The sequence below is a fragment of the Pseudarthrobacter sp. rb genome (assembly GCF_056389225.1).
In genome coordinates this window covers 238,338-256,841 of the sequence record NZ_JBWJAR010000004.1, presented here as the reverse complement: position 1 = coordinate 256,841, position 18,504 = coordinate 238,338, and the positions used below count along the sequence as shown (strand labels likewise).

General features: G+C 67.6%; 18 protein-coding genes. 8 read left to right on the top strand and 10 right to left on the bottom strand.

All coding sequences use genetic code 11. The annotated features are described in order from the left end of the window. Positions 1-82: 82 nt before the first annotated feature. On the top strand, positions 83-1,759 hold the full coding sequence (locus tag ACWRN3_RS08020) for an AMP-binding protein (protein WP_476740304.1): 1,677 nt from the start codon (positions 83-85) through the stop codon (positions 1,757-1,759). Here ACWRN3_RS08020 and ACWRN3_RS08015 read toward each other — a convergent pair whose 3' ends face one another. From ACWRN3_RS08015 to ACWRN3_RS07995, 5 genes are all read right to left on the bottom strand, one after another. Continuing rightward, positions 1,760-2,209, bottom strand: coding sequence for a hypothetical protein (locus ACWRN3_RS08015; protein ID WP_476740303.1), 450 nt, complete (start codon positions 2,207-2,209; stop codon positions 1,760-1,762). A 13-nt stretch (positions 2,210-2,222) separates the two neighbouring features. Next, on the bottom strand, positions 2,223-2,540 hold the full coding sequence (locus tag ACWRN3_RS08010; protein WP_476740302.1) for a hypothetical protein: 318 nt from the start codon (positions 2,538-2,540) through the stop codon (positions 2,223-2,225). Positions 2,541-2,659: 119 nt separating this feature from the next. Continuing rightward, positions 2,660-4,153, bottom strand: coding sequence for a C2 family cysteine protease (locus ACWRN3_RS08005; RefSeq protein WP_476740301.1), 1,494 nt, complete (start codon positions 4,151-4,153; stop codon positions 2,660-2,662). A gap of 74 nt (positions 4,154-4,227) precedes the next feature. Further along, the gene (locus tag ACWRN3_RS08000) at positions 4,228-4,839 is read right to left on the bottom strand and encodes a hypothetical protein (protein ID WP_476740300.1); all 612 of its coding nucleotides are present in this window, start codon (positions 4,837-4,839) and stop codon (positions 4,228-4,230) included. A gap of 143 nt (positions 4,840-4,982) precedes the next feature. Continuing rightward, positions 4,983-5,969, bottom strand: a complete 987-nt coding sequence (locus tag ACWRN3_RS07995) for a DNA-3-methyladenine glycosylase family protein (protein ID WP_255172914.1) — start codon at positions 5,967-5,969, stop codon at positions 4,983-4,985. A gap of 151 nt (positions 5,970-6,120) precedes the next feature. Here ACWRN3_RS07995 and ACWRN3_RS07990 point away from each other — a divergent pair, with 151 nt between their 5' ends. Then, the gene (locus ACWRN3_RS07990; protein WP_255172913.1) at positions 6,121-6,528 is read left to right on the top strand and encodes a VOC family protein; all 408 of its coding nucleotides are present in this window, start codon (positions 6,121-6,123) and stop codon (positions 6,526-6,528) included. Between the two features lie 39 nt (positions 6,529-6,567). On the opposite strand, the gene ACWRN3_RS07985 is transcribed toward ACWRN3_RS07990, so the two are convergent. Then, positions 6,568-7,755 carry an SLC13 family permease gene (locus tag ACWRN3_RS07985; protein ID WP_476740299.1) on the bottom strand — a complete coding sequence of 396 codons (1,188 nt, stop codon included), beginning with the start codon at positions 7,753-7,755 and terminating at the stop codon, positions 6,568-6,570. 59 nt (positions 7,756-7,814) lie between these two features. Between ACWRN3_RS07985 and ACWRN3_RS07980 the strand changes: the two genes are divergently transcribed. From ACWRN3_RS07980 to ACWRN3_RS07960, 5 genes are read left to right on the top strand one after another with little or no spacing between them, the layout of a single operon-like run. Next, complete coding sequence (locus ACWRN3_RS07980) at positions 7,815-9,200, top strand: cystathionine beta-synthase (protein WP_324642702.1); 1,386 nt, start codon at positions 7,815-7,817, stop codon at positions 9,198-9,200. Positions 9,201-9,224: 24 nt separating this feature from the next. Continuing rightward, on the top strand, positions 9,225-10,388 hold the full coding sequence (locus ACWRN3_RS07975) for a cystathionine gamma-synthase (RefSeq protein ID WP_255172911.1): 1,164 nt from the start codon (positions 9,225-9,227) through the stop codon (positions 10,386-10,388). A 50-nt stretch (positions 10,389-10,438) separates the two neighbouring features. Further along, positions 10,439-10,945 (top strand): winged helix-turn-helix transcriptional regulator, encoded by a 507-nt coding sequence (locus tag ACWRN3_RS07970; protein ID WP_255172910.1) that lies wholly within the window; start codon positions 10,439-10,441, stop codon positions 10,943-10,945. Further along, entirely contained in the window at positions 10,942-12,288 is a 1,347-nt protein-coding gene (locus ACWRN3_RS07965; RefSeq protein ID WP_476740298.1) for an MFS transporter, read from the top strand. The genes ACWRN3_RS07970 and ACWRN3_RS07965 overlap by 4 nt, the downstream gene beginning before the upstream one ends. 25 nt (positions 12,289-12,313) lie before the next feature. Further along, the gene (locus ACWRN3_RS07960; RefSeq protein WP_476740297.1) at positions 12,314-13,084 is read left to right on the top strand and encodes an SDR family oxidoreductase; all 771 of its coding nucleotides are present in this window, start codon (positions 12,314-12,316) and stop codon (positions 13,082-13,084) included. A 32-nt stretch (positions 13,085-13,116) separates the two neighbouring features. On the opposite strand, the gene ACWRN3_RS07955 is transcribed toward ACWRN3_RS07960, so the two are convergent. Genes ACWRN3_RS07955 through ACWRN3_RS07940 form a run of 4 tightly spaced genes read right to left on the bottom strand, consistent with a single transcriptional unit; the run spans position 13,117 to position 17,655 of the window. After that, positions 13,117-14,331, bottom strand: a complete 1,215-nt coding sequence (locus tag ACWRN3_RS07955) for an acyl-CoA dehydrogenase family protein (protein ID WP_476740296.1) — start codon at positions 14,329-14,331, stop codon at positions 13,117-13,119. A gap of 10 nt (positions 14,332-14,341) precedes the next feature. Beyond that, positions 14,342-15,835 carry an APC family permease gene (locus tag ACWRN3_RS07950; RefSeq protein ID WP_324642699.1) on the bottom strand — a complete coding sequence of 498 codons (1,494 nt, stop codon included), beginning with the start codon at positions 15,833-15,835 and terminating at the stop codon, positions 14,342-14,344. Next, complete coding sequence (locus tag ACWRN3_RS07945) at positions 15,832-17,043, bottom strand: glutathionylspermidine synthase family protein (protein WP_476740295.1); 1,212 nt, start codon at positions 17,041-17,043, stop codon at positions 15,832-15,834. The genes ACWRN3_RS07950 and ACWRN3_RS07945 overlap by 4 nt, the downstream gene beginning before the upstream one ends. A gap of 3 nt (positions 17,044-17,046) precedes the next feature. After that, a complete protein-coding gene (locus tag ACWRN3_RS07940; protein WP_324642697.1) occupies positions 17,047-17,655 on the bottom strand; it encodes a Tat pathway signal protein in 609 nt (202 codons plus the stop codon). Between the two features lie 181 nt (positions 17,656-17,836). Here ACWRN3_RS07940 and ACWRN3_RS07935 point away from each other — a divergent pair, with 181 nt between their 5' ends. Continuing rightward, on the top strand, positions 17,837-18,490 hold the full coding sequence (locus ACWRN3_RS07935) for an MOSC domain-containing protein (protein ID WP_476740294.1): 654 nt from the start codon (positions 17,837-17,839) through the stop codon (positions 18,488-18,490). Positions 18,491-18,504: the final 14 nt, after the last annotated feature.

The following is an 18,504-nucleotide window of genomic DNA, read 5'->3' as shown; positions in this document are numbered from 1 at the left end:
CACCGGGCCGTCCGGTTCTGTTGCCCCTGTTTCCCAGCCTGTCGTTCTTCTCCTGCCGGGATCCTGTTGGTAGCGTGCCATCATGCGTGCTTATACAGCCGGGGACACTGACGTCCCGCTCCTGGAGGAAACCATCGGCGCGAACTTTGAGCGCGTCGCCGCGCAGTTTCCACTCCACGACGCCCTCATCGAGGCCGCACCCGTGGCGGGCGCTGACGCCCGCCGCTGGAGCTACACCAAGATGAACGACGACGTCGACCGGCTGGCCCGCGCGCTCCTCGCCCTGGGCGTCGCCAAGGGGGAGAGGGTGGGCATCTGGAGCCCCAATTGCGCCGAGTGGACGCTGCTGCAGTATGCCACCGCCAAGATGGGTGCCATCCTGGTCAACGTCAACCCCGCGTACCGCAGCCACGAACTGGAGTTCGTGGTCAAGCAGAACGGCATGCGCATGCTGGTCACGGCGCCGTCGGACGCCAACAGCGACTACGTCGCCATGGGACGCCAGGCCCTCCTTACCTGCCCGGACCTGCGGGAACTCGTCTTCCTGCCGGACCATGGCCTGGACGCGCTGAACGCCGGCAGCCCCCAAAGCGACGCCGAACTTACGTACGCCGAGCTGCTCAAGCGCGCCGACGCCGTCGCGCACTCGCACCTGGTGGCGCGCATGGCTGAACTCAGCCCGTACGATCCCATCAATCTCCAGTACACCTCCGGCACCACGGGGTTCCCCAAGGGCGCCACGCTGACGCACCACAACATCCTGAACAACGGTTTTGCGATCGGCGAGCTGCTGGGCTACACGGAGCACGACCGCGTGGTCATCCCGGTGCCCTTCTACCACTGCTTCGGCATGGTGATCGGCAACCTCAACGCCCTCAGCCACGGCGCCGCCACCATCATCCCGGGCCGGGGCTTCTCGCCCGCCGCCGCACTTGAGGCCGCCCAGGACTTTGAGGGGACGTCCCTGTACGGGGTGCCCACCATGTTCATCGCCGAGCTGGCGCTGCCCGACTTCGGTTCCTACGATCTGTCCACGCTCCGCACCGGTGTCATGGCAGGTTCGCTGTGCCCCATCGAGGTGATGAACCGGGTCATTTCGGAAATGAACATGGTGGATGTGGCTATCTGCTACGGCATGACTGAAACCTCGCCGGTGTCCACCATGACCCGCAAGGGCGACACCCTGCAGCAGCGCACCGAGACCGTGGGCCGGACCATGCCCCAGCTGGAAAGCCGGATTGTGGACCCGGCCACCGGGGAGGAACTGGAACGCGGACAGATCGGCGAACTCTGCACCCGCGGCTATGCCGTGATGGCCGGGTACTGGAACCAGCCGGACAAGACGGCCGAGGCGATCGACGCCGACGGGTGGATGCACACCGGCGACCTGGCCCTCATGGACGAGGACGGCTACGTGGTGGTGGAAGGCCGCATCAAGGACATGGTGATCCGTGGCGGCGAAAACATCTACCCCCGCGAAATCGAGGAATTCCTCTACACGCATCCCGCCATCCAGGATGTCCAGGTCATCGGGGTCCCGGACCAGCGGTACGGCGAGGAACTCATGGCCTGCATCATCCTCAAGCCGGGTGCCGGGCCGCTCGATGCCGACTCCCTGGCAGAGTTCTGCCGCGGGCGGCTGGCCCACTACAAGATTCCCCGCTATGTGGAAGTTCGGGAGAGCTTCCCCATGACGGTCTCGGGGAAGATCCGCAAGGTCCAGATGCGCGAGGAGGCCGTGGCCCGGCTGGGCCTCTGACTATCCGGGCTGCTGCACGAGGTCGAACAGCACTTCGCCCTCGCAGATGGATGTGACCCGGACCGTGTAGCCGTCAAAGGATGCCTGCTGGCCGATAGCGAGCCCGCGGAACTCTTTTGACGCGGGGCTGCCACCGGAAAAGAGGGCAACCGACAAGTCCGCGGTCACCGGGTCACTCTTGAGGTGCGTGCTGGAAAGCCGGACCAGGGGTGGCTCCGCTGCGGAGGTTGCTGGAAGCAGCGGGAATGAGCCGTTTGCTGATGGGACCACCTTGTAGTTTCCAGTGCTGGTGCAGCTTGGGCTGGAAGCGCGCCCTTGGCCTTTCGTGGCTACTGCCTGCGGCTTCGAATCAACCGTTGTTTCGGGCTGGGCACAGCCAGCGAGGGTCAGGGCCGAGGACAGGGCTGCCAGGACAAGGAGCCAGCCCCACGCCTCCGAAGTTCGCGCCATGAGCCGACCGGCCTCAGGATTGTCCATCGGGCTGCTGCACCAGGTCGAAGCGGACTTCGCCGTCGCAGATCGAGGTGATCCTGATCGTGTAGCCGTTCATCACTGCTTCGGAGCCGAGCTTGAGGTCATGGAAGTAGACCGGAGTGGGATCCGGGGCGTCGGCAGCCAGTGAGATGTCGGCCGTTGCAGGGGAGGCAGAGGCCTTCGTGCCAACCAGCCCCACAGTCGGCGTGAACTTGCCGCCCTTGCTGGAATCGGGAAGCAGCGGCCATGACCCGGGAATTGAAGGGACGATACGGTAGGCGCCTGATCCAGTGCAGCTGTCAGTCATTGTGGGCTCCTCAGTGGAAACGGGCGTGGGATCTGTGGATGGACTGGGCGAGCACGCTCCTGTGCCCAGAGTCAGGAGGGCGACAGCTCCCAGACGGTGAAACCGGTGCAGAAGTCCCATCAGCGCACCACCGATGCGTCTTGGTACTTGTCTTTGAAGTCCTGTGGCGTCACGGTCAGGACCGGGTACTGCGAACCCCAGGGGTTCCGCAGGAGAATATTTCCTTCCGCATCCAAACCGGTAACGAAGTAGGCGTGGCTGGTGTGATAGCCCTCTGGGGCACCTTGGGGCAGATCGGCGAGGGTGGTCACCAAAGCGGGGCGCCCCTGTCTGACCGCCTCCCACACCTCATCGGCAGCAGATGTGCGCGCTATGTTTGGTCCCGCCAGGTACTGGAATGCATCCGGTCCCCAGTTGCCTTCGATGGCGCGGTAGTTACCCGGCGGGTATGCCTGATCCGGGGGCGTGCCTTCCTTAGTGCCATCATTGTTGTCGTCTTCGGTGTACACCTGTGCCAGTGCTTTCTCCACGTAGGCCGGCCAGTTGCCGCCGAAACCCGCCTTGGCGCCCATCTGTGTGCCCTTGCTGTTCGCCGGCAGGTCGGAGGTGACGGTCACCCACTGCTCTTGCCCGTTCTTGTCGAACAGCAGGACAGAAACGGTTCCGTTGCCGTTGTCTGTCACGTGCTCGCGGGCCCAGCCGGGATCCGCATTGATCATGGCCCCGGCGGCTGCCAGAACCACGCAGTCCCCGTACTGGCCCTGTTTGATGTCGTCAGTGCTCGGGCGTTGCCCGATTACTGGCCACTTGGGCTCCACCCACTGGTCGGGGCCGCTGGGGTCTGGACCGCCAGGCCTGGCAGCGTCTCCCATTGCTGTCCCATCCGGCTGGGCCCACGGGATCGGGTCCACCAGCCGGTCCACTTGCTTCGCTGACGCCTTGGACAAGAGCTGGTCCAGTAGTTGCTGCCGTTCGAAGGGGGTGGTCCCCTCGCCGTTGAACAGGCCCTTGCCGTCCGTTGCGGCGCCGCTGCCGAGGCTGCGGATCTCATCGTCGGTTAACGACTCCAGCAACTGGTTCAGCTGGGCGGGTTTGAGCCCGGCCAAGGCGTCACGGAGTTCGTTTACGTCTGTGTCGTTGCCTACGAAAAAGTTGCTACCCGACGCAGCGTCCCTGACCAGGCCCCGGAGCCTGTCCAGTTCCGGCGCGGCCAGGTTCGCTTCGCCGCGGTCGGGGTGGCGCGCAACAGAATGCTCCCCGCCGGTCAGATACTCGGCTGTCGAATCCCCGCCGCCCTTGCCAACGGGGCGTCCAGCAGCGCTGGTCCGGCTTGCCGTGCCACCGGCGCCGCTGGCGAGTTCCTGCTCATCCGCGTGCCGTCCGGCCGCTTTCCCGGCCTCCGCAAGCGCCTCGACGACTTTGCCCAGCAGGAGGCTGTGGGTGCCGTCCCACTCGTTCCGGAACCTTTCGGCGTCGGCCCCTTTCCACCGGCCCGGGTCGCGCACGTCTCTCGACAGCGCCGTTCTGGTGGATGCCAAGCGGGCTGAGGAAGAGGCCAGGGCCTTTCCCAGGGCGCGAAGTTGGGCGACGTCCGCCCCATAAATGCCTGCCATTGTTCCCCCAAATCAGTCCCAGCCTCCAACAGCTTATGCGGCGGCGGACAAAGGCGGGATGGGGAGAACTGCCCCTAGCCCTCCCGGGAGACCCGGGAGGTGCGGCGTGATAACTGGATAATCGCAAGGGCAGCCAGGACGACTCCTGCCAGCCCTACCGCCGCCAGGAGCTGCCGGGAGGGGCCTCCAGGTGCCGTCAGGGCTTGGAAGGCACCTCGCCCGCCGCGTCCCTGGTCCGCGGTGGTGACCTCGTTGGCAGGGATATTCCACTCCTCTTGGGAGGGAAAGATTCCGGGTGGGAGCTGCACTTCGCGCAGCTCGCGCCGGGCGGCGAGCCGCTCGCGGACCTCCGGGTTCGGGGCCGGTTCCAGATCGTCGGCTGCGATGGCCGTGGGGTAGTCGATGATGTAGGGCTCACCGTAAAACGCCGAGGACGCCACGGACTCCACCCAAGTTGCAGGCGGTGCCGCAACGCCCCGGGCGGCAAAGGCTGACAGCAGCATGTCCCGGATCTCCTCCAAGCCCCTGCCTCCGGCGTCGCGCGACACGTCGAAGATGGCCAGCTGCAGCCTAAGCTTCTCCTCTGCGTCCGGATCCTGGGCGTCCGGATCCAGGACGGCGGGATCCTGGGACGTTCCGGGCACAGCCTCGGAGTTTGGGTTGGTGCTGCCTGTTTCGGAGCTCATGGGATCCTTTCGGTCGACGTTGCCTGCCAGCCTGGTGCCGTCCAACCGGACGGGTGTGGCACCCTGCGGAGCGCCCTATACCGGCTCCGTACCCTCTGGCACGGAGATCAAGCGTTTCCAGGCGGCCGGAAGTGCCGTGCAGGTCAGTGCCCCCGGTGGTCCTGGATGGTCATCCGCGGGCCAAAGGTGGGCTTGCGGAAGCCGGTGGCCTGGATCATCCGGACCACGCGCTGGCGGTGCCCCCGCCAGGGCTCCAAAAGGCGGAGCATCCCGGCGTCGTCGGTCCGCCGTCCGGTCAATGCGGCCCCCACGTAGGCCGCGAGGTGGTAGTCGCCCACCGAGATCGAGTCCGGGCAGCCGTGGGTGCGCTGCACCACCTCGGCCGCGGTCCACACCCCAATCCCCGGGATGGCCTGCATCTTCTCCGCTGCCTCCAGCGCCGGCAGCGCCGCGAGGCGTTCAAGCGCGGCGGCGGAGCGCAGGGCGCGCATGACGGTGGCGGAGCGCTGGGGTCCCACCCCGGCCTTGTGCCACTCCCAGCTGGGAACCTGCAGCCACTGGGTTGCCGTCGGTGCCACGAGCAAACCGCGCGGGGTGGACGTCCCGGCCGGGGGCGCCGGAGTCCCGTAACGCTGCACCAGGTAGCGGTAGGCGCGCCGCGCCTCGATCACCGTCACCTTCTGCTCCAGGATGATCGGCACCAGCTGGTCCACCATGCGGCCGCTTGAAGGCAGCCGGACCGCCAGGCTGCGGCGCCGCGCCTCCCGCACCATGCGCGGCAGCGTGGCATGGAAAGCCGGTTCATCGAAACCCTGCCAGTCGTCGTCGGCCCCCAACAGGCGGGGCGCCGCCTGCACGGCGGCTGCGGCGCCGGGCCCCCACGCCTGGATATCCACCAACGGCGCACCCACATCGCCGCCACCCGCGGGGGCGAGCCGCATGGTGGCCGGACCGTCCGGCGTCGTAAAAGCATTCCAGACAACGTCCCCGTGCACGCAGAAGGAAGGATCGCTGTTGCCGCGCAGGAGCGGGCCAAGGGTCCGGGAAAGGCTGTAGGGGGCCTCCGGATACCAGCGCAGCGACACGTCCGCCGCGGCTGCCAGCCGGGGAGGTGCCTCTGCGATCGTCATGCCTTCAATCGTCCCACGGACCACTGACAGCGGCGGGACCATCGGCCCTTCTGCGCATTGCGGCCCCGGATTAGGATCACCGCGTGTGGCGCCCGGACACCGGCGCAAGGCACCCAACCAACAGATAAGCACAGGAACACGGAGGGCAACCATGGGCGGAGTAGTGCATTTCGAGATCCCCGCGGACGACCAGAAGCGGGCCAGGAAGTTCTACCAGGAGGCGTTGGGCTGGCGGATCGAACCGGTGCCGGGGATGGACTACAGCATGGTCATCACCACGGACATGGACGACGACGGCCAGCCGGCGGCTGCGGGCGCCATCAACGGGGGAATGATGGCCAGGGAGGGGCAGATCACCGGTCCGGTCATCACCGTGGACGTTCCGGATATCAACGCCACGCTCAAGAGCGTGGAGGAGCTGGGCGGCTCCGTGGTCATGCCCAAAAATGAGATTCCCGGGATGGGCTACACGGCCTACTTCAAGGATCCTGAGGGCAATGTGATGGGCCTCTGGGAGAACCTCCCCGCCGCGGAGAGCGGCCAGGCTCCAGGCAGCTGACCCGCGACAGCTGACCCGGGCAGCTGACGTGGTGCCGGCTCAGGGCATTCCGGACACGGCCCACAGTGCCAGCACGGCAAGCGGCACGGTCAGCGCCACCGCCAGCAGTCCCGCCGCTGCGAACCCGCCCCACCGGATGGGAACGTTCAGCACCCGCAGCCGCTCGTGCCAGAGCAACGTGGCCAGCGAGGCCCAGGGAGTCACCAACGGGCCAAGGTTCACGCCGATCAGGAGCGCTGCGAGCCGGGCGGGTGAACCCGCCACCGGTTCCAGCGCCAGGTAGGCGGGGAGGTTGTTGGCAGCGTTGGCCGCACCGGCGCCCAGCCCGGCCAGCTGCAGGAGTGCGGGCAGGCTCTCCCCGGTTCCGGCCACACCCGCCAGCAGGGACGTGAGGCCGTGCGCGTGCAGGGCTTCCAGCAGCATGAACAGCCCCACCGTCAGCATCAGCGGCCGCCACGGGACCATGGACCACCGCAGGGCGGAGGGCCGGCGCCGGAGGAAGACCGCCACCAGGACGGCGGCGGCGGCGAGCGCCGGGTACTGGACCGGAAGTCCGGACACCAGTGCAGGCAACAGGACCACCAGCGTGATCCCTGCGGCTTTAAGCAGGGTCCGGTCGCGGATGGGATGGGCCGGTTGCGGTCCGTACGTTCCGCGCAGGTCCCGCCGGAACGCCAGCCACAGCAGGCCAAGGGGGACCAGCAGGCCAACCAGGGCCGGAGCCCAAACCAGCCCGGCGAAGCGCAAGGGGCTCAGGCCCAGCCGGTCCTGCGCCAGGAGGTTGGTCAGGTTGGACACCGGCAGCAGCAGGGACGCGGTATTGGCCAGCCAGATGCTGGTCAGCGCGAAAGGCAACGGCGGGATCCGGGCATGGACGGCCAACAGGACCACCACCGGTGTCACCAGCACCGCCGTCGTATCCAGGGACAGGAACACCGTGGACACCGTTGCCACTGCCACCACCAGGAGCCACAGGAGGAATACGCGGCCCCGGCCCAGTGCGGCCAAGCGGTCCGTCACCACCCGGAACAGCCCTGCTTCGTCCACGAGCTCGGTGACCAGGGACATGGCCAGCACGAAGGCCAGGATGGGAATGGTCCGGGACGCCAGGTCCCCGAGCGCGGGAAAGGGCAGCACACCGGATGCCAGGGTGGCCACGCCTGCTGCCAGGGTTGCGCCGGGCAGCAGGTAGCTGCGGGTGGCTCTCAGCCATGCGAACTGCTTCACCGGCCTATCCTCGCACCCGCGGCAGGGATCGGCTCGCAGGAAGCGGTAGCTTTGTACCTATGAAGTACGCCCAGTCCATCCTGGACCTCATCGGCAATACCCCGCTCATCAAACTCAACCACGTGACTGAGGGCATCAAGGCCACCGTCCTGGTCAAACTGGAGTACCTGAACCCCGGGGGGTCCATCAAGGACCGGATCGCGGCGCAGATGATCGAGGACGCCGAACGCGAGGGCAAACTGAAGCCCGGCGGCACCATCGTGGAGCCGACCTCAGGGAACACCGGGGTGGGCCTTGCCCTGGTGGCGCAGCAGAAGGGCTACAAGTGCGTCTTCGTGGTCCCGGACAAGGTGGGCGAGGACAAGCGTGCCGTGCTCCAGGCCTACGGTGCGGAAGTGGTGGTCACGCCCACCTCCGTTCCGCCGGACAGCCCCCAGAGCTACTACGGGGTCTCGGACCGGATTACCCGCGAGACCCCGGGCGCCTTCAAGCCGGACCAGTTCTCCAACCCTGCCGCGCCCGGCAGCCACTACAAGACCACTGGGCCGGAGATCTGGCGGGACACCGACGGCAAGGTCACCCACTGCGTCATCGGCGCCGGCACGGGCGGCACCATCACCGGCACCGGCCGGTACCTCAAGGAGGTTTCGGCTGACAGGCCGGAGTCCGACGGCGGTGTGGTCCGGATCATCGGCGCGGACCCCGAAGGTTCGGTCTACTCAGGCGGCACCGGGCGCCCGTACTTCGTGGAGGGCGTCGGGGAGGACATGTGGCCGGCCAACTATGACAAGACCATCCCGGACGACGTCATTGCCGTCTCCGATGCTGACTCCTTTGCCATGACCCGGCGCCTGGCGCGGGAGGAGGGCCTGCTGGTGGGCGGTTCCTCCGGCATGGCCGTAGCAGCCGCGCTCAAGGCGGCCAGGGACCTGCCGGAGAGCGCCGTCGTCGTGGTCATCCTGCCCGACTCCGGCCGCGGCTACCTGGCCAAAATCTTCAACGACCAGTGGATGCGCTCCTACGGATTCCTCTCCGGCGGCGAGGAAACCTCCGTGGGGGAGGTCATCAAATCCAAGAACGGCGAGCTGCCCGACCTGGTTCACATCCACCCCAACGAGTCGGTCCGCGACGTCATCAACATCATGAACGAGTTCGGCGTCAGCCACATCCCGGTCCTCTCACAGGAACCGCCGGTGGTCATGGGCGAGGTGCTGGGCGCCGTGGACGAGCGCACCCTGACCGCCAAACTGTTCCGCGGCGAAGCGAAGCTGACGGACAAGATCTCCGAACACATGGGCCCCAAGCTGCCCGTGATCGGCTCACTGGAAACCATCTCCGCTGCCAGGGAACTGCTCTCTGACACGGACACCCTGATGGTCACGTTCGTGGGCGCGCCGGTGGGCATCCTCACCCGGCACGACCTGCTGGCCTACCTCAGCAACTGATCTGCGTCACCCAAAAGGAGCATCATGACTGCCTCTGAAAACCAGGGTTTCAACACCCGCGCCGTCCACGCCGGCCAGGCCTTCGAGCCCCGCACGGGAGCAGTGGTCCCGCCGCTGCACTTCAGCTCCACCTACGCGCAGGACGGCATCGGCGGCCTGCGCAGCGGCTATGAGTACGGGCGCGGCGGCAACCCGACACGGGACGCGCTCCAGGAACAGCTCGCGGCACTGGAGCTGGGCACGCACGCCTACAGTTTCAGCTCCGGGCTCGCCGCGGAGGACGCCCTGATCCGCGCGCTGACCCGCCCCGGGGACCACATTGTGTTGGGCAACGACGCCTACGGCGGCACCTACCGGCTCATCAGCCGTGTCCTGGGCGACTGGGGGATCGGCAACACCCCGGTGGACATGGCCAACCTGGACAGGGTCCGCCGTGCGGTGGCTGCGCACAAGACCCGGTTCGTATGGGTGGAGACGCCGTCCAACCCGCTGATGAAGATCACCGACATCGTGGCGCTCGCCGACATAGCGCACGACGCCGGGGCCCTCCTGGTGGTCGACAACACCTTCGCGTCGCCCTACCTGCAGAACCCGCTCGCCCTGGGTGCCGACGTGGTGGTCCATTCCACCACGAAGTACATTGGCGGCCACTCCGACGTGGTGGGTGGCGCCGTCGTGGTCAAGGACGAGGAACTGGCCGAGAAGATCGGCTTCGTCCAGTTCGCGGTGGGAGCCGTGTCCGGCCCCATGGACGCCTTCCTGACCACCCGCGGACTCAAGACGCTCGGCGTCCGGATGGACCGGCACAGCGAGAACGGCCAGGCCGTGGCCGAGTGGCTGCTGGAGCGCCCGGAGGTGGAGGCCGTCCTCTACCCGGGCCTGCCAGGCCACCCCGGCCATGAGCTGGCCAAATCCCAGATGCGGAAGTTCGGCGGCATGGTGTCCGTGCAGTTCAAGGGCGGTGAAGCCGCTGCCCGCAAGGTGGCCGAGTCAACGTCCGTGTTCACGCTGGCGGAGTCCCTGGGCGGGATCGAATCGCTCATGAACTACCCGTCGGAGATGACGCACGCGTCCGTCAAGGGCACGGAGCTGGCCGTCCCGGTAAACCTGCTGCGCCTGTCCTGCGGCATCGAGGACAAGGAAGACCTGATCGCGGACCTGGACCAGGCCTTCTCGAATATCCCGTAACGGGAGGCGAACCTCTGGCTTTCTTGAAGAAAGTTAACTAGTGTTCCGGTATGCCTCTTCGATCCGACTGGTCCCAACGCAACTGCAGCATGGCCCGCGGCCTGGACATCCTGGGTGACCCCTGGTCCATCCTGGTCCTGCGGGAGGTCTTCTTCGGCAACGGGCGCTTCGACGCCATGAAGAGCCGGCTGGAGGTGGCGGACTCGGTCCTCACCAAGCGGCTGGCAGGCCTGGTTGAGTCCGGACTGCTGGAGAAAAAGGCGTACGACGACGGAGGGCGCACCCGCCAGGAGTACGTCCTCACACCCAAAGGTGAAGACGTACTGCCCGTCCTGAACGCGGTGACCATCTGGGCGGAGAAGCATTTGCCGGCACCGTCGGATCAGGCGCATCTCCACGTCATCCATTCCGGCTGCGGAAAAGCCACCAGTTCGGCGGACACCTGCACCGAATGCGGGGAGCGGCTGACCGCGGCGAACACCAGCTGGCACAGCCGCGCCCGTTCCGAGGAGCCCATCCGGCTGTCCACCGCCTCCGGGAAAGGAACGGCCGCGTGAGCGCCCTGCCCGGGGAAACGGCGGACACGTCGACGCTGCAGACCCCGCGCGGACGGGGGCGCCGCTTCCACCCCGCCTGGGTCGTCGCCGCCGTCGCCTTCCTGGCGCTGGTGGGGGCCGCCGGTTTCCGGGCTGCCCCCGGCGTCCTCATGGTCCCGCTCAAGCAGGAGTTCGGCTGGTCCACCACGGTCCTGTCGGCGGCAGTCAGCATCAACCTGGTCCTCTTCGGCCTGACCGCCCCGTTCGCCGCAGCCCTGATGGAACGGTTCGGCATCCGGGCCGTGACGGCAACGGCTCTGGTCCTGATCGGAATGGGGAGCGCGCTGACGGTGCTGGTGAACCAGTCCTGGCAGATCCTGCTGACGTGGGGGCTGCTGATCGGGCTGGGGACGGGCTCCATGGCGCTGGTGTTCGCGGCGACCATCGCCAACACCTGGTTCACGAAGAGCCGCGGACTGGTGATCGGCATCCTCACGGCCGGCAGCGCTGCCGGCCAGCTGGTCTTCCTTCCCTTTATCGCCATGCTCGCGCAGGCTCCCGGCTGGCGCCAGGCCTCCCTCCTCATTGCGGCGGGCGCCCTCGCCGTGGTCCCGCTGGTGCTGAAGTTCCTCAAGAACTCGCCGGCCGACGTCGGGGTGCTGCCCTACGGCGCCGAGCCGGAAGCAAGTCCGGCACCCGGCAGGGCGCCTGCAACGGAGGAGGCGCCGCGCGCCAATGCCGCTGTGCGCGCCCTCCAGGTCCTCCGCCGGGCCAGCAAGGTCAGGACCTTCTGGGCCCTCGCGGCGGGGTTCGCCATCTGCGGCGCCACCACCAACGGGCTGATCGGCACCCACTTCATCCCCTCCGCGCACGACCACGGCATGCCTGAAACCACCGCCGCGGGACTGCTGGCCGTCGTCGGGATCTTCGACATCATCGGGACCATCGCCTCGGGCTGGCTGACGGACCGGTTCAACCCCCGCATCCTGCTGGCCGTCTACTACCAGTTCCGCGGGATCGGCCTGCTGGTGCTTCCGCTGCTGCTGAACGCCGAAGTGCAGCCCAGCATGATCGTGTTCGTGGTGATCTACGGCCTGGACTGGGTGGCCACCGTTCCACCCACGGCAGCCATCTGCCGCGAAACGTTCGGAGCTGACGGCAGCGTGGTCTTCGGATGGGTCTTTGCAGCGCACCAGCTGGGCGCCGCCGGAGCCGCCATCGCCGCCGGGGCCCTCCGTGACGCCACCGGGCACTACACCTACGCCTGGTTCGGTGCTGCCGCGATGTGCACCATCGCCGCGGTCATCAGCGCAACCATCCGCCGGCACCACAGCCGGCGGGAAGCGGAGCCCGCAGCAGCCTGAAACGCGGCGCCGCTAGGCTGGTCGGATGGAACCCCTCACACCCGCCCCTTCCCGTCCTGTTGCCCTGGTCACCGGCGTGGGACGGATGGCCGGCATCGGCGCAGGCATCGCCCGCCAGCTTGCCGCCGACGGCTGGGACCTGGTCCTGTCCTACTGGGCCGACTACGACGCCCACATGCCATGGGGGAGCGAGCCTGACGGCCTGGTCCGCCTCACCGCGGAGCTGGAGGCCATCGGCGCCAGGGTCCACGCCCTCCCGGCCGACCTGCAGGATCCCGGAGTCCCGGACCGGCTGGTCGCCGAAGCCGTGCAGCTTGCCGGTCCTCTCCAGGGCCTGGTGCTCAGCCATGCCGAGTCGGTGGATTCCGGCGTGCTGGACACCACCATTGAATCCTTCGACCGGCACTTTGCCGTCAACACCCGCGCCAGCTGGCAGCTGATAGCCGCCTTCGCCCGCCAGGCCACAGACGACGGCGGCGCGATCGTTGCGCTGACCAGTGACCACACAGCGTTCAACCTTCCCTACGGCGCCTCCAAGGGTGCCCTGGACAGAATCGTGATTGCCGCCGCGCGCGAGCTGGGACCACAGGGCATCTCCGCGAACGTCCTCAACCCGGGCCCGGTGGACACGGGCTGGATGACCCCGGAGGTGCGCGAAGAGCTCACGGCGCAGCAGCCGGGTGGCCGCCTGGGCACCCCGGCGGACGTTGCCGGGACCGTGGCCTTCCTGCTCTCACCGGCCGGACGATGGGTCTCCGGTCAGCTGATCAAGTCCGACGGCGGCTTCTCCGCCTGAGCGCTGCGCCGCAACCCGCCGCCAACCCGCGCTCAGTGGAAGGCACCAAGCCCCGTGATGTGCCGGCCCAGGACCAGGGTGTGCACCTCGTCGGTACCCTCGTAGGTCCGCACTGATTCCAGGTTTGCGGCGTGCCGCAGCGGTGAGTAGTCGGTGGTAATGCCGTTGCCGCCCAGGATGGTCCGGGCCTCGCGGGCGATCCTGATGGCCTCGCGCACGTTGTTCAGCTTGCCCAGCGAGATCTGTTCGGGCCGGATAGTCCCCGCGTCCTTGAGCCGGCCCAGGTGCAGGGCCAGCAGGGTGCCCTTCTGGATCTCCACCAGCATGTTCACCAGCTTTTCCTGCGTGAGCTGGTAGCCGGCCAGCGGTTTGCCGAATTGCAGCCGCTCCTGCGAGTACGCCAGCGCAGCCTCATAGGAGTCCCGGGCCGCACCCATGGCACCCCACGCGATGCCATACCGGGCCTCGTTCAGGCAGGTGAACGGGCCGCGGAGCCCCCGCGCTGCCGGGAGCAGGGCCTCGGGACCCAGCCGGACGTCGTCGAACACCACGTCGCACTGGATGGAGGCGCGCATGGACAGCTTCTGCCGGATGGGCGTGGCCGTCACGCCGGGGGTGCCGGCCGGCACCAGGAAACCGTGCACGCCGTCGTCCGTCATGGCCCACACCACCATGACGCCGGCCACGGAGGCCAGCCCGATCCAGCGCTTGGTGCCGTTGAGCACCCAGCCGGCGTCGTCCCCGCTGCCGTCCCGGACCGCGGAGGTGGCCATGGAGGCGGGGTCTGATCCGGCCGTGGGCTCGGTCAGGGCGAAGCACCCGATGACCTCGCCGGCGGCCATCCGGGGCAGCCACTCCTGCTTCTGCTCCTCGGAGCCCCAGGTGTGGATGGCGGTCATGGCCAGCGAACCCTGGACGGACACGAAGGTGCGGATGCCTGAATCCCCGGCTTCCAGTTCCATCGCCGCGAGGCCGTACTCGACGGCGGACCGCCCCGGGCAGCCGTAGCCCTCCAGGTGCATCCCGAGGACGCCCAGCTCACCCAGTTCCGTCGCCAGTTCAAGGGGAAAGACGGCGTCCTCGTACCAGCGGGCGATGTCCGGTTTGATCCGCTGGTGGGTGAAGTCGCGGACCTTCTGCCGGAGCTCCAGTTCCTCCGCGGACAGCAGGGAGTCGAGGTCCAGGACGTCGGAGGGGCCCGCGGGCACGGCTTCACGCTCTTCACCGCGCATCTCTTCAGCAGTCATTTTTTACCTGTCATTTCTTTACCAGGAAGTAGCCGCGGGTGGCGGGCAGGAACCGGCAGAGGGCGGCGAGCACCACGCCGAGCGCCAGCAGCACCACACCGCTCACGAAGGCACCGCCGATGCCGAAGATCTGGGTGTCGCCGTAGGCCGGGTCCCACATCTGGACGGCCGAGATGAAGAACGCCGCGGTCAGCAGCAGCGCGCCCGTGAGCGGGAGGATGCCGCGGAACCAGAGGTTGCGGGCCGAGTCCCGGAGCGTTCCGCGGAAGTACCAGAAGCAGGCGAAGCCGGTCAGGGCGTAGTAGAACGCGATGAACAGGCTGATGGCGCTGATGGAGTCCGCCAGCAGGTTTTCACTGAGGAAGCTCATGGCCACGTAATAGGCGGCCGCGGCGGCACCCATCACCTTGGTGGAGAAACCCGGGGTCTGGTTGCGCGGGTGCACCTCGCCGAACTTCGCCGGCAGGGCGCCGTGGACGCCCATGGACAGGGTGCCGCGGGCGGTCGGGAGGATGGTGGTCTGCGTGGAGGACAGGACGGAGGCGAGGACCGCGACGACGATCAGCCAGCCCCACGGCCCCAGCACCACATCCTTCATGGCCAGGAACACGTCGTCCTGGTTTGCCTCGTTGCCCAGGCCGATGCCCTCGGACCCCACGGTGGCGTACATCATCACCAGCAGCGCCACCGAAACATAGATGGCCACCAGCACGAAAGCGGAGATGACCGCGCCCCGGCCGGGCGTCGTGGACGGGTCCTCGGTTTCCTCGTTGACCGCCAGGCAGGTGTCCCAGCCCCAGTAGATGAACAGGGCAAGGAGGGCGCCGTGCACCACGGCGCCGGGGTCGGCAAAAGCACCCACCGGGTTGAACCAGTCGAAGTCGAAAGCCTGGCCCTCGGGCGCCCCGCCCACGATCCGCATGACGATGGCCAGCGCAAAGATGCCCAGCGCAATGTACTGGACATACGTGAGGACGCGCTGGACGTGCTCGCCCAGCCGGATCCCGCGGTAGTTCACCAGGGTCATCAGCACGATGAACAGCAGGCCGGTTCCGGTGACCAGCAGCTTGTTTTGTGCCAGTGACCCGTCACCCACCAGCAGCCAGAGGTACTGGCCCGCCACCTGCGCCAGGTTGGCCAGGACCACGATCCCGGCCAGCGCCACACCCCAGCCGCCCAGCCAGCCGGCCCACGGACCGAAGGCCTGCCGGGACCAGGTGAACGTGGTTCCGCAGTCAGGAATGGCGCTGTTGAGCTCGCGGAAGGCGTAGGCGATGAAGAGGACCGGGATGAAGCCCAGCAGCAGGATCAGGGGAGTGTAGTTGCCGTTGACGGCAACAATCAGGCCCAGGGTGGCAGCCAGCGAGTACACCGGGGCGGTGGATGCGAGCCCCAGCATCACGGAGTCGCCCAGGTCCAGGATCCCGGCCCGCAGACCCTTGGCCGGCACCGGGGTGCCGGCCCCGCCGCCCTGGCTTCCCGCCGTCGAAGTGTCCGTGCTCATAAGGTGATTCCTGCCTTGGTGGAGCCGGCCACCGCCGAAAGCGGGGCCGGCGCGTCAATGGTGTTGGGCACAAAGCGGCAGAAATAGTCCGTGACCGGCCCGTCCGATTCGCGGATGCCGCAGCCCACGGACTCGCCGTCCACCACCCACAGGCCCAGGACCGGACGGTTGCCGTCGAAGTCCGGGAGCGGGTGGTACTGCTGGTAGCACCAGCCCTCCCGGCCGTACCCGCCTGGCTGCTCCAGCTTGAGGCCGTCCGCGTGGATGCGGATGTTGTCGCCTTCGCGGCCATGCAGGGGCTTGGCCACCCATTCCTTCAACGGACCCGGGTCCGTGAGGTACGCCGGCAGCAGGTTGGGGTGGTCGGGGTAGAGGTGCCACAGTGCGGCGAGCAGTGCCTTGTTGGAGAGCAGCATTTTCCAGGCCGGTTCCACCCAGCGCGGGTTGTGGGCCCGCTCCAGGAGGCGGGGGCCGAACTCCTCCTTCATCATCAGCTCCCAGGGGTAGAGCTTGAAGATGGTGCTGATCATGAAGTTGTCCAGGTCCACGAAGCGGTTCAGGTTGGGATCCCACCCGATATCGGACATGTTGATGCCGATGGTGGTCCATCCGGCCTGGCTGGCGACGTCACGCATGTAGGCGGCGGTCATCCAGTCCTCCCCGGATTCCTCAACCTCCGAATGGGCAACGTGCAACGTGCTCATGCCCGTGCGGTACTGGAACTTCTTCCACTGCCGGATCAGGGCCTCGTGAATGCCGTTCCACTGGTCCTTTTCCGGGTGGACGTCCTGCAGCCAGAACCATTGGGCCACAGCGGCCTCGATGAGCCCGGTGGGGGTGTCCGCGTTGTATTCGAGCATCTTGGCGGGGCCGCCCTGGCCGTCATAGATAAAGTCGAACCGGCCATACACGTCCACGTCGGCGGCCTGCAGGGATTCCGCGGCGAGCTCCAGGGCCTGGGGTCCGATGCCGATGCTGCCCATGGCGCCCGTGGCCAGGAACTTCGCCGCTTCCAGGCACACCCGGTGCATGTCCTCGGCGGCGAGCTCGAGGGTTTCCACCTCGTCCATGGTGAACTCGTAGTACGCCGATTCGTTCCAGTACTCGATCCTGCGCCCGTCATCCATGGTGGTGGTGGAAAAGACGAGGCCCTGCTCTTCGATCTTCTGCTTCCAGCCCGGCCGGGGCTCAGACAACAACCGTTTCATCCGTCAGCCTCCCGAGACCTTGCCGCCGCCGCCGCTTGAACCGCTCTTGGCGCTTGAACCGAACCCGCCGCGGCTGACCGTGCCGCCCTTGCTGCTGTAACCCGCGGACGCCTTGGCGCCAGTGGGGACGCTGCGCGTGTAGTTTGGCGCGGTGGACCTGTTCTGGCCGATGGGCGGAACGCTCGCCCCGCGGGAATAGAAGTACCAGGCGTAGATGCCGCCGCTCCGCCCGGCGGAACTGTCACAGCTGCTGTCCGCCACGCGCTCGCCGGTTTCGTCGTTGAAACAGACCTGTGCGTACTCAGGGTCATCCTCATTGCTGGCCACCACCGCCGTGATGGTGCCGGCCAGGAGCGCGGTCACGCCGAGGCCCACCACCACGGTGCGTCGCTGGGAGCGCTTCTTGCGGGCCGCGGCCTGGTTGAGCTGCTTCTCCCGCTCGCGTGCAAACGGATCGACGGAGGTGACCGGTTCATTGAGGAGCTCGGGACGCAGGTCCGGCTTGGGGACCTGCCAGGGCGGTGGCTTGGCGGTGCTGCCGGCGCCAGTGCTGCCGTCGGGTGCCGGCCCGGTCTCCGGATCCTCTTTTGGGTCTTTCTGGTTCGAGTCCACGGCGTCCCCCTCAAATTCGTCACGCGAGATGTGGGCACAGCACTGCACCCCCAATGCAAGTCTCGAATCAGCGTAGTCCCTGCCGGTGCCGCCTGACAGCAGGAACGCACTGCGGCAACGGGGAGAAGTGCCCATTGCGGGGACTTGCAGGCGCGTCCCGCGGAAACCCTAGACTGATGCCATGGAACCAGGTTCAGTGCTTGCCGTCTGCCGCGTCCACAAGCTCCTGGGAGACCAGGGCAGCGTGGGTGTCACGGCCATCGACAAGCGCCCGGCCGATGGTCCGGTCAAAGTGCACAAGCTGGGCCTGCGCGGGGACATCCAGGCCAACAGGGCACACCACGGCGGGGAGGACCAGGCCGTCTACGCCTATTCCCAGGCCGACGCAGACTTCTGGTCCGGCGCTTTGGGGCGGGAGCTGCCGCCGGGCATCTTCGGTGAGAACCTGCGGGTTTCCGGAATCGAGGCCACCCACGCGGTGATCGGGGAGCGCTGGACGGTGGGCTCCGGCGTCGAACTCGAAGTCACGTCGCCGCGCACCCCCTGCGCCACGTTCCAGCGGCGGATGAAGGAAACCCAGTGGGTGAAGCGGTTCACCGACGAGGGGCGGGTGGGGACTTACCTGCGGGTGGTCCGCACCGGCAGCATCCAGGCCGGGGACACCATTGAACGGACGTTCGTCCCGAGCCACGGCGTCACCATAGGCCAGTGGTTCAGTGAGCCGGATGCGGGGATCATTGCGGCCCTCCGCGGAGCAGAGGCCGACGGCGAGATCCGGCTCCAGGATGAGTACCACACCAAGTTCGAGGTACTGCTGCGGCGGCTGGGACGGTAGGACCGCCCCGCCGC

Excerpts from the sequence above, each read along its gene's own strand:
- ACWRN3_RS08020 (WP_476740304.1), top strand. The coding sequence starts at position 83 with ATGCGTGCTTATACAGCCGGGGACACTGACGTCCCGCTCCTGGAGGAA.
- ACWRN3_RS08015 (WP_476740303.1), bottom strand. The coding sequence starts at position 2,209 with ATGGCGCGAACTTCGGAGGCGTGGGGCTGGCTCCTTGTCCTGGCAGCC.
- ACWRN3_RS08010 (WP_476740302.1), bottom strand. The coding sequence starts at position 2,540 with ATGACTGACAGCTGCACTGGATCAGGCGCCTACCGTATCGTCCCTTCA.
- ACWRN3_RS08005 (WP_476740301.1), bottom strand. The coding sequence starts at position 4,153 with ATGGCAGGCATTTATGGGGCGGACGTCGCCCAACTTCGCGCCCTGGGA.
- ACWRN3_RS08000 (WP_476740300.1), bottom strand. The coding sequence starts at position 4,839 with ATGAGCTCCGAAACAGGCAGCACCAACCCAAACTCCGAGGCTGTGCCC.
- ACWRN3_RS07995 (WP_255172914.1), bottom strand. The coding sequence starts at position 5,969 with ATGACGATCGCAGAGGCACCTCCCCGGCTGGCAGCCGCGGCGGACGTG.
- ACWRN3_RS07990 (WP_255172913.1), top strand. The coding sequence starts at position 6,121 with ATGGGCGGAGTAGTGCATTTCGAGATCCCCGCGGACGACCAGAAGCGG.
- ACWRN3_RS07980 (WP_324642702.1), top strand. The coding sequence starts at position 7,815 with ATGAAGTACGCCCAGTCCATCCTGGACCTCATCGGCAATACCCCGCTC.
- ACWRN3_RS07975 (WP_255172911.1), top strand. The coding sequence starts at position 9,225 with ATGACTGCCTCTGAAAACCAGGGTTTCAACACCCGCGCCGTCCACGCC.
- ACWRN3_RS07970 (WP_255172910.1), top strand. The coding sequence starts at position 10,439 with ATGCCTCTTCGATCCGACTGGTCCCAACGCAACTGCAGCATGGCCCGC.
- ACWRN3_RS07960 (WP_476740297.1), top strand. The coding sequence starts at position 12,314 with ATGGAACCCCTCACACCCGCCCCTTCCCGTCCTGTTGCCCTGGTCACC.
- ACWRN3_RS07955 (WP_476740296.1), bottom strand. The coding sequence starts at position 14,331 with ATGACTGCTGAAGAGATGCGCGGTGAAGAGCGTGAAGCCGTGCCCGCG.
- ACWRN3_RS07950 (WP_324642699.1), bottom strand. The coding sequence starts at position 15,835 with ATGAGCACGGACACTTCGACGGCGGGAAGCCAGGGCGGCGGGGCCGGC.
- ACWRN3_RS07945 (WP_476740295.1), bottom strand. The coding sequence starts at position 17,043 with ATGAAACGGTTGTTGTCTGAGCCCCGGCCGGGCTGGAAGCAGAAGATC.
- ACWRN3_RS07935 (WP_476740294.1), top strand. The coding sequence starts at position 17,837 with ATGGAACCAGGTTCAGTGCTTGCCGTCTGCCGCGTCCACAAGCTCCTG.